Raw genomic sequence first — 12,985 nt, forward strand, 5'->3', positions numbered from 1 at the left:
TAATGAATAAGGCTAAAGCCGACTATTACATCATGCCACCCATTCCACCGCCGTGTCCGTGACCAGCTGCAGCTGCGCCAGCATTTTCTTCTGGCTCGTCAGCAATCATACATTCTGTGGTCAACAACAAACCTGCGATAGAAGCAGCGTTTTCGAGGGCTAGACGAGTTACTTTTTTAGGATCGATGATACCTGCTGCAAAAAGATCTTCGTAAGTATCATTTTTTGCATTGTATCCATAACCACCTTCACCTTCTTTGATTTTGTTGATTACAACAGAACCTTCGCCACCTGCGTTGGCAACGATTGTACGAAGAGGTGATTCCAAAGCCTGACGGATGATGTTGATACCTGTAGTTTCGTCATCATTGATACCTTCAAGGCTATCCAATGCAGAGATAGCACGGATAAGAGCCACCCCACCACCAGTCACGATACCTTCTTCTACGGCAGCGCGAGTAGCATGAAGGGCGTCATCTACGCGGTCTTTTTTCTCTTTCATTTCTACTTCAGTAGCCGCACCAATATAAAGGATAGCTACTCCACCCGACAATTTCGCCAAACGCTCTTGCAATTTTTCGCGATCGTAGTCAGAAGTAGTATTTTCGATTTGTGACTTGATTTGGTTAACTCGAGCCTTGATTTGCTCTTGATCCCCCGAACCGTTCACGATAGTTGTATTGTCTTTGTCGATAATGATTTTTTCGCAGTGACCAAGGTAAGAAAGGTCAGCGTTTTCGAGTTTGAATCCACGCTCTTCGGCGATTACAGTTCCACCGGTCAAGATAGCGATGTCTTCCAACATAGCTTTGCGACGATCGCCAAAGCCTGGCGCTTTTACGGCACATACTTTCAATGCACCACGGATTTTGTTGACTACCAACGTAGCAAGGGCTTCGCCATCTACGTCTTCAGCAATGATCAACAAAGGACGGCCAGTTTGAGCTACGCCTTCCAATACAGGAAGCAACTCTTTCATGGAAGATACTTTCTTCTCAGAAATCAAGATGAAAGGCTTCTCCAATTCGGCTTCCATTTTTTCGGCGTTTGTCACGAAATAAGGCGACAAATAACCACGGTCAAACTGCATACCTTCTACAGTCTTAACCTCTGTTTCGGTACCACGTGCTTCTTCTACGGTGATTACACCTTCTGTACCTACTTTTTTCATCGCATCGGCAATCATGTTACCGATTTCTTCGTCGTGATTGGCAGAAATAGTAGCAACTTGAGCGATTTTGCTAAAGTCATCACCTACAGTTTGAGCTTGGGCAGCTAAGTTAGCAACAACCGCTCCAACAGCCTTATCTACACCACGTTTCAAATCCATTGGATTGGCACCAGCGGCTACGTTTTTAGATCCGATTGTATAAATAGCTTGCGCCAAAACAGTAGCTGTAGTAGTACCGTCACCTGCGGCATCCGCAGTTTTTGAAGCTACTTCTTTCACGAGTTGAGCACCCATGTTTTCCATAGCATCTTTCAATTCGATTTCTTTAGCTACAGTTACACCGTCTTTGGTAATAGCTGGTGAGCCGAATTTTTTATCGATGATAACATTCCGACCTTTAGGACCAAGCGTCACTTTAACGGCATTTGCAAGGGTATCAACACCCTTCTTTATTTTGTCACGTGCTTCGGTATCGAAAAATATTTTCTTAGCCATTTTTTTAAAATTAAAAATTTGTGAATTTGTGAATTTGAAAATAAAACAATTGAAAGTTTGAATCAGTAACTGAACCACAATTACCGAATTTCCAAATTGTCACATTATGCGTTAATTAAAGATTTAGATAATAGCGAAAATGTCAGATTCGCGCATAATGAGATACTCTTGACCTTCTACAGTAATCTCAGTGCCTGCATATTTGCCGTAGAGAATAGTATCCCCTACTTTCACAGTAAGAGGCTCGTCTTTTTTACCAGGGCCTACTGCTACTACGGTTCCACGTTGGGGTTTCTCTTTCGCAGTATCAGGGATGATGATACCAAAAGCGGTTTTTTCTTCTGCAGGTGCGGTCTGAACGAGCACGCGATCTGCTAACGGCTTAACATTTACTTTTTCTGCAACTGCTGACATAGTTATCAGGGGTTTTAATTAGTTTTATAATTGTTGAAACTTACCGATAAGTTTTCCGAGGGCAAATATAGCATTTTCTATGCCAACGGTACATTAAGCCGATTTTCTGCCATTTTTGCAGTAACAAGAAAATCTTATCTACAAACTCTGCCATACCCGGAATAATCGTTGGCGGTATCAATATTTTTGTTGTATTTTATTTGGCAATATTGTTTTTTTTCATAAATTGACTTATAATTATCTACGAAGCATCATTTTACGAAGATTTTATTGAATATTCAGGCTATTGATGCTGTATACGACCAGAGTAGTTTTTTAAAAGTATATATCTATGGCTAGTTTAAAACAAGATTGGATAACCGAAGGATGGATTGACTTCGAATACAAAAAATACACCTTAATGGCTTATTTACAGGGAGTTAAACAAAATTTCAAGCAATCGCGCCTATTCCCTGACCTGCCGTCTGTAGAGAAACACTACGAAGCAGCATTAAACCTCAAAGATTCTAAAGAGCAAATCGTGGCTTCTTTCCCAAAAAAACTCAAAGGAATAGACCTCAAAAAAAAACAATTTATTTACGAAAAATTTCAGGAAAGCGAACACTTGTCCGAAATTGACAGCATTTTGGAGTATTCTCTGCCACTTTTTCAGCAAACGCTGACAGAAGGCCAATCTCAATATGCCGACATTGAAGCCAAACTCAATTTTATGCCCGTGGGCATTATTCCCCTCCACCTTAAAGAAGGATATGTGTTTATATATCGGGGTCACAATAGCGAAACCCTAATCTACCAGTATCAAATTCGACTCGTCGAACACAACAATCAAAGCAGCGTAGACACAACGCTCGTAGACACGGTACGCAAAAGTTTTACGACTACGTTTGAAAACCTTAAATTGAACCTTATCCATAAGCGTCGCGAGCTTCCAAACCCTGCCACCTACTTGGTCGAATCTCCTACGGACTATCCTGTGCAAGAAACACTACTGCCCATTGCCAAAAAATGGATTGTCAATTTTGATAAACAACACACGATTCGGCAAAGATAGGATTTCTATTTTCGCCCAAAATCGGCTGGGTTTTCGCCCCAATATTCCGTCTCCCATTTGAGAATAGGATTAGCATACTTGTTTTTGGACAACCACTCTTCGGCTCGTTGAAGCAACTCGAAGAGTGGTTTATTTTCGGGCGTCACTTCTAGTTTTGTGTTGGCATGTTTGCGTTTTATCCAACTAATCGCCGTTTTAGAATCCGAATAAATCGGCAGGTTGCTTTGGTGCTTTTGAAGATAGGCCAACCCGTGAACGATAGCCAAAAATTCTCCGATATTGTTGGTACCATCTTTAAATGGCCCTTGATGAAATATTTTTTGCCCTGTACGAAGGTATACTCCTTGGTATTCTACATCTCCCGTGGCGGTGTTCCAAGCAGCATCTACGGCTATACTATCCAAATTGGGTTTGCCTACACTTGCTGGAGCCTCTTTTACAGTAGGTTTGGCGGTTTTGGGGGATATATATTCCCAATAACTTTTTTGTAACGCTTCTTCCGCTTCCTTTAGATTGTCAAATGATTTGTATTTTGCCTCTGCAAAGCCCTTGATTTGCGCCTCGCATTCTTCCCACTCCGTAAATACCCCTCGCTTACGCCCTTCCCATACTACATAAAATTTTCTTTTCTTTGCCATGCTGCAAACTTACATAAAGTGAAGTAAAAAAAGGCGTTTTGCCACTTTTGAATAGTACATTAATACTGATATAGCGTATTGTAAGGGCATATTTTGGAAAGCCAAAACGTTCAAAACCCTTCATTAATTCCTAACTGTACTGTACAACAAAACCCAGCTTGTATTTTTCAGCTCTTCAAAAAAAATGATAAAATCTCTTTCAACTCTTACATTGGCGCTTGTTGCCACCGTTGGTTTTACCCAACAACCAGTCGTACTTACCAACAACCCCACCGACAAAAAAGTAGAGGTAACGATTGATGGTAAACCCTTTACAGCCTATTTTTATCCCGGACCCGATGTACTCAAGAAGGCTGTTTTGTATCCCTTACGAACCGTCAATGGCACTGATATTACGCGTGGGTGGCCCATCAATCCACGTCCAGGCGAGCGTGTGGATCACCCTCACCACGTGGGTATGTGGCTCAACTATGAAGATGCCAATGGGCATGACTTCTGGAACAATTCTCTATCTGTAAATCATGGCAAAAATACCTACGGCACAATCGTTCATACCGGCATCAAGAGTATAAAAAGTGGTAAAAAACAGGGAGAGCTCACCGTTACAGCCGACTGGCTCGACAAAAACGGAGGTCTTATGCTGACCGAAACCACCACCTATATATTTAAAGGAGATGCCCAAACTCGCACCGTAGATCGTATCACAACCCTAACGGCCAAAACCGACGTTACGTTTAAGGACGTAAAAGATGGCTTCTTTGCGATTAGAGTAGCCAGAGAATTGGAACATCCGTCGGACAAACCTGAGGTATTTACGGATGCGAGCGGTATCGCGACCAAAGTCCCTGTCATGAACAACGCCGGTGTCACTGGTAGCTACCGCAATAGCGAAGGGGTAGAAGGCGAAGCCGTATGGAGCAAAAGAGCCAAATGGTGCAATCTACGCGGCAAAATGGGCAACGAAACCGTCAACTTAGTGATAATAGACCACCCCAAAAATGTGGGTTATCCTACTTACTGGCACGCCCGAGGCTATGGGCTTTTTGCGGCAAATCCTCTAGGACAAAAAATATTTAGCAATGGTGCTGAGGAGCTTAACCTAAAGCTCAAAACAGGAGAATCAACCACGTTTCGCTATCGTACCGTTATTGCCTCAGCGTCTTTGAGTGATGCTCAAATTAATACTATGGCCGCTGATTTTGGAAAAACTAAATAATCAGCAATCTACCCACATAAAAGTCGCCGTGATAGAGATATTACGGCGACTTTTATATGGGTAGCAAGTTATTGTTTTTTTCTTAGTTCGACTGTCCCAAGATCCAAATATTGGATTACGATTTTGTCGCAACTATTTTCTTTGATTATATACTCCAACGACAACGCATTAAACCCTTTGCTTACCCGCAAAATGAGTCTATTGGCTTCTATCTTCCAAGTTCTGTCGGTCAGCACAATGTCATTGATTTCGCCACCCAACAATAGCTCCTCGGGGTCAGCATAAGTACCGTCTTCATTAAAAGTTACATCAAAAGGGTCGGAGGTTAAATCATCGACTTTGGCAATACCAGACCAAGCCCCCAAAATATTTTTTTCGACGGCAGGGGGAATGCATTCTTCTTCTTTGTCTTTGTTGCAAGCAACCAACGCAAATACTAGAAATAAAAAAAGGAGACTTTTTTTCATAAAAATAAATAAATGGTGATTAAAGAAATGTGGGTTCAAAACTAAACATTTAGCTGAACAATCACTAAGAAAATTATCTTTCAATCACTTTATTAATATGAAATAGCACCCCAAAAAGCTGATTATAAGCACTATCGTCTATCATCTTTTACGATCAAAAACAAATCATTTTCGAGCGACAAATAGCCGTATTCGTACACAAAAAAGTAAGTAGCTCCTTTTTGAGTGGTGCGCGTACTCGTAAAATAAGTAAAATCAAAGCCTTCCCTTTGAAGGGTATTTTTGGAAACTTTTGCTTTATCATCGGGGCAAATTTCTTCCAAAATCCGTCGATTTTTGCGCAATTTATTATTGATATTTCTGACAAAATTGTTGGAATCTGAATTAAGCTTGTTATTGTAGGCATTGCGACATAGATCCGAACAAAACTTTTTATCTGCTCGCCCTATAATCTTCTCACCGCATTCTAAACATTCTTTCACTGCTGTCATTGGTAGGATTAATGTATTGTTTTACACTGCAATATACAAAAAACATTATCCGTTTACAAACGACTACAAATAATTTCATCCATATAGAAACGAATACCAACCGAATCGAGCGACTTGGATGCTGCACCTTTGTATCGCCGATTCAGCAAGACGGCCGAAACAAATATCAAACACATAAATTTTTAAGGAACATGAACAAGGTAACATTGATTGGCAACGTAGGCAAAGACGCTCAAGTACGTAATTTTGATAATGGCAAATTGGCTTCATTTACGCTCGTCACAAAAGAAACCTACACAAACAAAAATAATGAAGAAATTACCAGCACTACATGGCACAATGTGGTGGCATTTGGGAAAGTAGCGGAAGTGTGTAAACGTCTCGCGTTTAAAGGAAAAGCGGTTTCGGTAGAAGGCAAGCTCAACTATCGTTCTTACAAAAACAAAGAAAATAAAACGGTCTATGTCACCGAAATACAGGTGTATAGAATCGAACCTGTCAATACGGTAGAAAACTAATCTACCTTTTATGAGTCTCCTATTAACAGCCCAAAAAGTAATCTATTAACAGCCCTTTTTTCGTTTCAAGTACCCCGTAAATGCGTTGGTTGTGGGAGCTAGTCTCCCCTCCAACGTTTAGGCCAAGTAGGTAGCATAACGCTGGTAAGGTTTTGAACCTTACCAGCGTTTATTACAAGCGTTATTACAAAGTCCAAAACCTTACCAGCGTTTATTACAAAGTCCAATCTTCATCAAAACAAAATATATTATTGCTTTGCAGTAGAGACCTTGCTAAGCAATACTTTGTAATAAAAACAAACCACTTTTAACGGATGACTTCTTTTGAAACTCACCACTCCCGACGAAATTTTGTAAAAAACCTCACTGGAGTCATTGCTGGCGTAATAACTACCAACGCTTGGGCACAGTCAGAATCTCTACTGGAAAGCCGTAAAGGACTATCTCTTCCGCTCGGTATCTGTACTTCTTACGACAAAGCTGATTTTCTTAAAAGCCTAGGATATTCGTTTATTGAAGAAAATGTAGGTCGTTTTTTGATTCCAGAAGCGGGTGATGCTCAATATCAAAAAAACTTAGAATTACTCAAAGCGCATCAATTTCCAGTACGCTCGTATGTGAGTTTTTTTCCGGGTAGTCTAAAATCAGTCGGTAACGACACCCACCACGATGCCATTCTCCAACGCGCCGATTTGGCTCTTAAAAGAGCCAAAGAATGCGGTTCGTCGCATATTGTGTTTGGCAGTGGCGGCTCGCGTGCCATTCCAGATGGCTTTGACCGCCAAAGAGCCAAAGAGCAACATATTGAATTGAGCAAAAAAATGGCACTTTTGGCCGAAAAACACGGTGTCACACTGGCAATAGAGCCGCTCAACCGAAGCGAGACCAATTTTATCAATAGCCTAAGCGAAGGCGTCGAAATCATCGAAGCTGTCAATCATCCTCGTTTTAGATTGCTCTGCGACATTTATCATATGATGAAAGACAACGAAGGCCCCGAAGAAATCGTAAAATATGGCAAATACATCACCCACTGCCACATTGCCGAAAAGCAAGGCCGCACCGCTCCCGGCGCCCAAGGCGACGATTTCACGGCTTATTTCAAAGCCCTCAAAAAAATAAAATACAAGGGGGGATTGTCTATCGAATGCCGTTGGAAAGATTTTGACAATGAAGCCAAAAAAGCAGTAGAAGTATTAAAAACACAACTAGCTTCGGTCTAGTTGTTTATCATAGAGAATGTCCGTCTATCTGAAAAACAATAGCTATTGTTTTTCAGATAGACGGACATTTTTTTTAAAGCGATAGCGTACTCTCTATTTTCGGGCGTTGATTTTGGCCAACTCGGCTTTCAACTCTTGTGCGTCTGAGCTATTGGCAGCCGTCAAGGTGAGGGCTTTGTTGACCCATTTTCTAGCCGTCGGAACAAAACTCGCATCCGAGGCACGGTTGTTAAAAAGCTTGATGATGTACATATAATCAGGCAATTGTGCTTTGGCATTGTTGAGATAATCTTCTGCACGCGCCGTAGCCTGAGCGGTTTGGCGTTTGGCAAAATAATAATTCACTTCAGGCAACAAGGTACGGGCATTGGCAGCCGATGGCTCAATGCCGATTTTGATCAAATACTGACGCATTTGCTGAATTTTAGCCGCGTCGTATTTGGCTCCTCTCCCACTATACAACGACCCCATGATGAGATTTTCGGCCACGATTTTCACTTCTTTGGCGCCATATTTAGCTTTGTAAGCCCCCATGTTGTTGATAAGGTATTTTGACATCGGATTCTCAACATCCATGACCAACTTCGAAATCGCCAACCAATTGTTTTTGTCTGCGTATTGAGCGGGGGTTTTTCGGCGGGCATATTCTTCCATAATTTTGATATTGAGCGTCGTATCACATACCACTCTGCAATACATAGCCATATCAATCAAAAAATTGTCGCTTCGCTCACCTGAAGCATAACGACTCCGAAAAGTAGCCGCTCGTACCGATGGATTGAGCGCATTTTGGGCGTGTTTGATAGTTTCGGCGGCGGTAGGGTTGCTCATAGCAAAGTGAAGCAAGTTTTCGTTGCCGTCAAAAAACAAAAACAAAGGCAGCGATGGCGCATACAAACGTTTAGGAGTCAGAAAGTTGCGCACATCAGGACTTGTTACTTCCAATTTATAAGAAATAAAATTTTTATTGTAAAAATCAGCGACGGCCTTTTCTTTGAAAATAGGCTCAAAAGCCGCGCAATGCTCGCAAGTTTTAGAATATACTTCCACAAAAACCAATTTTCCCTGTGCTCGCGCCATGTTGAATGCCTGACGAATGTCGTTGGTAAAGAAATTGATTTGTTGGGCAGAAACAGAAAGCTGAAAAAGCAAGCAACTTAATAAAAGGAGTTTTTTCACGATTAGTACAGATTATAGACTTTCTAAGGATAAAGTTCAGAAAGCTTCGTTTGCAAATTAATTTAACCACTTTACCGAAAAACAATTCCCGCAGTTTGCGGAGTTCGACAAATTTCGCTGATAGTATCAACAAAATTTACGCCAATCTGCAAAATCTGCGGGAAAAAGTAATTCGTAATTTTGGAAAGAATACCTTTTAGTTTTTGGGCTGCACAAAAATACTCTCATCCACGGTCGGATTCACTTCGAGTTTTTTGGTATTAACCACCACTGCTCCCTGAGGAGAGTTTACTTCCATCAAAAACGGAAATGCAATGCCATCAATCACTCGATAATCCGACATCTTGGTTTGAGCACTAACCGCCTGCCCATTCACTTCGCCCGACATATCCATTCTGATAGGATAGAAATTTTTAGCGCTAATGAAGTAAGTCGATACCCCACCTTCTTTGGTCGTCATTTTGATTTTGTAGGCATCGTTGCCGTCTACGGCCTCTTTCCCGAGCAATTCTACGGTAGCTCCAGCCGCTTTGTAGTTGGCCATACCCGAAAGATCCATTTGACTCATCGAGCTTTTGAGTTGGTCGTCGGGCAGCGGAATGGGCGTGGTTGAGCCAGTCATGGGATTAACCATCCAACCTTTATTTCCGTCGACCCCTACCACTATTTTTTGGCCCATCACTTCGGTTTCGTTACGCATTCCACGTTTATGGACAATCACCGACGTAGAGGGTATCTCCATACCCATCACGCTGATTACGTTTTCCATACGCATCGATTTGAGGGCGTTTAGTTTTGCCGCTCCTCCACGTGCTTCTATCGACTTGGCGATAATTTCATCAGCGGTTTGGGCGGTAGCAGCCGTGATAGTACTCAGCACTATTACGAGCGAAACAACAATTTTTTTCATGTTTTCAAGCATCATTATTTATTAATTATTGTCGAAAGGTAAGACGAAAAAAGGATTTATTTACCTTTTACGCTCATTACGTAAGATGCAATTCCTTTTTCTAAATCTTCACTTTCTTGAAGCACTCTGATAAAAGCACTACCGATAATAGCCCCACTGGCATGTTGGCAGGCTTTGGCAAAAGTCTCATGGTCTTTGATTCCAAAGCCAATCAAGCGAGGATTGCGAAGCTGCATGGCATTGACCCTTTCAAAGTACGCTTCCATGTCATGACTTACTCCAGACTGAGAGCCTGTCACGCTGGCCGACGATACCATATAGATAAACCCTTCGCTGTTGTCATCAATCTGCCGAATGCGTTTTTCGGAAGTTTGAGGCGTAATTAAGAAAATATTGAGAATACCGTATTTATCAAAAATAGGTTTGTACTCTTGCATATATTCATCTACTGGCATATCTGGCAAAATAAGGCCATCCACCCCCACTTCGGCACAATGTTGACAGAAGTTTTCGATTCCAAACTGAAGCACAGGATTGACATAGCCCATAAGCAATACAGGCAGTGATATTTCATCGCGCATCCCCTTCAACTGGGCAAACAGCTCTTTCACGCTCATTCCATTTTCGAGCGCCTTTTGATTGCTCAATTGGATGGTTTCGCCGTCGGCTACGGGGTCAGAGTAAGGCATGCCGATTTCGACCAAATCAGCCCCTGATGCTTGCAAAGCTTTCAGGATGCGACGGGTGTCGGTAAGTTGTGGAAAACCAGCGGTGAAGTATACGTTAAGGTTGTGAGTAGCTTGACGTTGGAAAAGTTGAACGATTCGATTCATGAAATCCTGAAAAAATGATTAGTATTTGATTAGGGAAAAATGACGGCAGTCTTTACCAAAAAACCACGGCAAAAGTAGTTTTTTAGACAACGACAACCAAAGAAACAAACGGACTTTGACTAGGATAAAGCTAAAAAGGTCAGCGACGCCATCGAAAGGATTTGTCGTCGATAGCACGCATCGTACATAGTACTCCGTTGAGATGATCATACTCATGTTGCAGCAATTCAGCGAGGCTATCGTGCATAGTCCAGCTTTGGGGCTGCCAGTGTTGGTCAAGATAGTGGACAGTAATTGATTGGTATCTTTTGACTTTCACCAACAAATTGGGAAAGCTCATGCAATCGTCCCAAAGCTCGAAAAGTTCGTCACTTAAATCAGTAAGCGTAGGATTGATAAAGACCACAGGCTGGTCAATATTCATATAAATGAGCCGTTTCATAATACCAAGTTGAGGCGCGGCGATAGCTCTTCCGAAGCCATATTTAGCGCGTACCTCTTGCATCACATTGTGAAGATCTGCGACCCAACCGCCCACCAAGTGTTTTTCAGTAGGCAATATAGGCTCACAGTTTTGGTACAAACGTGGGTCGCCCAACAACAACAAATCGGCTAAAGTTTTCATGTAAAGAGATTGGGGGTTTCTTGGTTAACTCTTTTTTCTTCCCACAAATTCACTCACCACCAAAATCTTTCAATTCCTACAATGGTACAATTAAAAGGATACATAGCACAGGACACCGCAGCCGCTTAAACCGATTTCAATTCCTAAATGGTACAATTAAAAGATAAGGCAGATAGATTATACAAGCTTAGGGTTGCCTGTTTCAATTCCTAAATGGTACAATTAAAAGCTAGATATGGGCTATTTTTAGAGGATGTTAAACCTGTTTCAATTCCTAAATGGTACAATTAAAAGTCTTCTTCGGCCTTCCTTCTAGCCTCTGCCTCTTCGTGTTTCAATTCCTAAATGGTACAATTAAAAGACTACGGTAGATGTCGAAGGGGAGGAATTGACAGCCTGTTTCAATTCCTAAATGGTACAATTAAAAGTCCTTGAGAACGCAAAAAGCTTATTCGATTACGATCGTTTCAATTCCTAAATGGTACAATTAAAAGAAAATACGAAACACAGCTAAGTTGCGCGAAAGCACTGTTTCAATTCCTAAATGGTACAATTAAAAGAGTTTGTGGGGTGGGGAGTAGCCTTTGCGCAAGCTCTACGTTTCAATTCCTAAATGGTACAATTAAAAGGAAATAGTGGCCTTGCACCACGCCGTACCTAGGGAGGTTTCAATTCCTAAATGGTACAATTAAAAGCCGAAAATTGATTTTGCAAGGCAACTGCCTTTTCTTGGTTTCAATTCCTAAATGGTACAATTAAAAGTCTACTCGGGCGATAAGCGCGAAATAGTTTGCAAGTTGTTTCAATTCCTAAATGGTACAATTAAAAGCCTCGTTTTTGACTAGCCAAAACTGTCCGTCGCAATGTTTCAATTCCTAAATGGTACAATTAAAAGGAAGCATCTACATAGGACAGCCGAATCGTGGGTGAATGTTTCAATTCCTAAATGGTACAATTAAAAGTAATTGAAAATCTTTCATTGTTATGAATTAGCTATGTTTCAATTCCTAAATGGTACAATTAAAAGATGCCTGAAAGCTTAGAGTTTTACGAGTTTGAGCTGTTTCAATTCCTAAATGGTACAATTAAAAGTAATAGCCATGTTGTAGTTAGACTGAGACATACCAATGTTTCAATTCCTAAATGGTACAATTAAAAGCTAGCCTACTTTTCCACGAATAAGAAGCAAGTGCCTTGTTTCAATTCCTAAATGGTACAATTAAAAGCCTACATAGCCTCCTCGAAAGTTGTATTCCTGATTTGTTTCAATTCCTAAATGGTACAATTAAAAGAACCGCTAAGGAAGAAACTGAAGACACGGAGGAGCGTTTCAATTCCTAAATGGTACAATTAAAAGAAAAAAAACGCAAGGTGAAATTGAAGTTTTCACCATGTTTCAATTCCTAAATGGTACAATTAAAAGCTTTTTTTCGGTACATTCAATACATGCTTTAGAAAAGTTTCAATTCCTAAATGGTACAATTAAAAGAGTCACGCCACTCCTTGGTACCAACCCATACTTTATTGTTTCAATTCCTAAATGGTACAATTAAAAGTGCCCACTTCTGGAAATCGCACGTAATTGTTTTCACGTTTCAATTCCTAAATGGTACAATTAAAAGTGCCCACTATTCGTGAAGCTATGACTAAGCAGCAATGTTTCAATTCCTAAATGGTACAATTAAAAGTTTGTTGCTTTGGATTTGTGGATTGGTTTCTATTTGTTTCAATTCCTAAATGGTACAATTAAAAGA

Annotated in this window: 13 protein-coding genes and 1 CRISPR repeat array; of the genes, 4 read left to right on the plus strand and 9 right to left on the minus strand. The window is 41.0% G+C overall.

Annotated features, from left to right (window positions below):
* Positions 1–25: 25 nt before the first annotated feature.
* Positions 26–1,666, minus strand: coding sequence for a chaperonin GroEL (gene groL, locus G563_RS0125895; RefSeq protein ID WP_028667889.1), 1,641 nt, complete (start codon positions 1,664–1,666; stop codon positions 26–28).
* Positions 1,667–1,789: 123 nt separating this feature from the next.
* On the minus strand, positions 1,790–2,080 hold the full coding sequence (locus tag G563_RS0125900; protein WP_028667890.1) for a co-chaperone GroES: 291 nt from the start codon (positions 2,078–2,080) through the stop codon (positions 1,790–1,792).
* A gap of 331 nt (positions 2,081–2,411) precedes the next feature.
* On the opposite strand from G563_RS0125900, the gene G563_RS0125905 reads away from it, so the two are divergent.
* Complete coding sequence (locus G563_RS0125905; protein WP_028667891.1) at positions 2,412–3,131, plus strand: hypothetical protein; 720 nt, start codon at positions 2,412–2,414, stop codon at positions 3,129–3,131.
* A 5-nt stretch (positions 3,132–3,136) separates the two neighbouring features.
* On the opposite strand, the gene G563_RS0125910 is transcribed toward G563_RS0125905, so the two are convergent.
* Positions 3,137–3,769, minus strand: coding sequence for a ribonuclease H1 domain-containing protein (locus G563_RS0125910; protein WP_028667892.1), 633 nt, complete (start codon positions 3,767–3,769; stop codon positions 3,137–3,139).
* Between the two features lie 184 nt (positions 3,770–3,953).
* Between G563_RS0125910 and G563_RS0125920 the strand changes: the two genes are divergently transcribed.
* A complete protein-coding gene (locus tag G563_RS0125920; RefSeq protein ID WP_037328227.1) occupies positions 3,954–4,985 on the plus strand; it encodes a DUF6807 domain-containing protein in 1,032 nt (343 codons plus the stop codon).
* A gap of 68 nt (positions 4,986–5,053) precedes the next feature.
* Here the strand turns inward: G563_RS0125920 and G563_RS0125925 are convergent, their stop codons facing one another.
* Together G563_RS0125925 and G563_RS0125930 are read right to left on the minus strand one after the other, a co-directional pair.
* On the minus strand, positions 5,054–5,452 hold the full coding sequence (locus G563_RS0125925; protein WP_028667894.1) for a hypothetical protein: 399 nt from the start codon (positions 5,450–5,452) through the stop codon (positions 5,054–5,056).
* 131 nt (positions 5,453–5,583) lie between these two features.
* Positions 5,584–5,943: a hypothetical protein gene (locus tag G563_RS0125930; protein WP_229598567.1), complete on the minus strand. Its 360-nt coding sequence runs from the start codon at positions 5,941–5,943 to the stop codon at positions 5,584–5,586.
* Between the two features lie 191 nt (positions 5,944–6,134).
* Between G563_RS0125930 and G563_RS0125935 the strand changes: the two genes are divergently transcribed.
* Together G563_RS0125935 and G563_RS0125940 are read left to right on the plus strand one after the other, a co-directional pair.
* A complete protein-coding gene (locus tag G563_RS0125935) occupies positions 6,135–6,461 on the plus strand; it encodes a single-stranded DNA-binding protein (protein WP_037328228.1) in 327 nt (108 codons plus the stop codon).
* Between the two features lie 314 nt (positions 6,462–6,775).
* Positions 6,776–7,684 carry a sugar phosphate isomerase/epimerase family protein gene (locus G563_RS0125940; protein ID WP_028667897.1) on the plus strand — a complete coding sequence of 303 codons (909 nt, stop codon included), beginning with the start codon at positions 6,776–6,778 and terminating at the stop codon, positions 7,682–7,684.
* Positions 7,685–7,777: 93 nt separating this feature from the next.
* Here the strand turns inward: G563_RS0125940 and G563_RS0125945 are convergent, their stop codons facing one another.
* From G563_RS0125945 to G563_RS0125960, 4 genes are all read right to left on the minus strand, one after another.
* Positions 7,778–8,863: a thioredoxin family protein gene (locus G563_RS0125945; protein WP_028667898.1), complete on the minus strand. Its 1,086-nt coding sequence runs from the start codon at positions 8,861–8,863 to the stop codon at positions 7,778–7,780.
* Between the two features lie 196 nt (positions 8,864–9,059).
* Positions 9,060–9,773 carry an outer membrane lipoprotein-sorting protein gene (locus G563_RS0125950; protein WP_028667899.1) on the minus strand — a complete coding sequence of 238 codons (714 nt, stop codon included), beginning with the start codon at positions 9,771–9,773 and terminating at the stop codon, positions 9,060–9,062.
* A 56-nt stretch (positions 9,774–9,829) separates the two neighbouring features.
* A complete protein-coding gene (gene trpA, locus G563_RS0125955; protein ID WP_028667900.1) occupies positions 9,830–10,606 on the minus strand; it encodes a tryptophan synthase subunit alpha in 777 nt (258 codons plus the stop codon).
* Between the two features lie 139 nt (positions 10,607–10,745).
* Entirely contained in the window at positions 10,746–11,231 is a 486-nt protein-coding gene (locus G563_RS0125960; protein ID WP_028667901.1) for a peptide deformylase, read from the minus strand.
* A 133-nt stretch (positions 11,232–11,364) separates the two neighbouring features.
* Positions 11,365–12,984: direct repeats of the CRISPR family, unit length 30 nt; unit sequence GTTTCAATTCCTAAATGGTACAATTAAAAG.
* Position 12,985 lies beyond the last annotated feature (1 nt).

Origin of the sequence: Runella zeae DSM 19591 (assembly GCF_000423565.1) — a bacterium.
In the GTDB taxonomy this organism is placed as follows: domain Bacteria; phylum Bacteroidota; class Bacteroidia; order Cytophagales; family Spirosomataceae; genus Runella; species Runella zeae.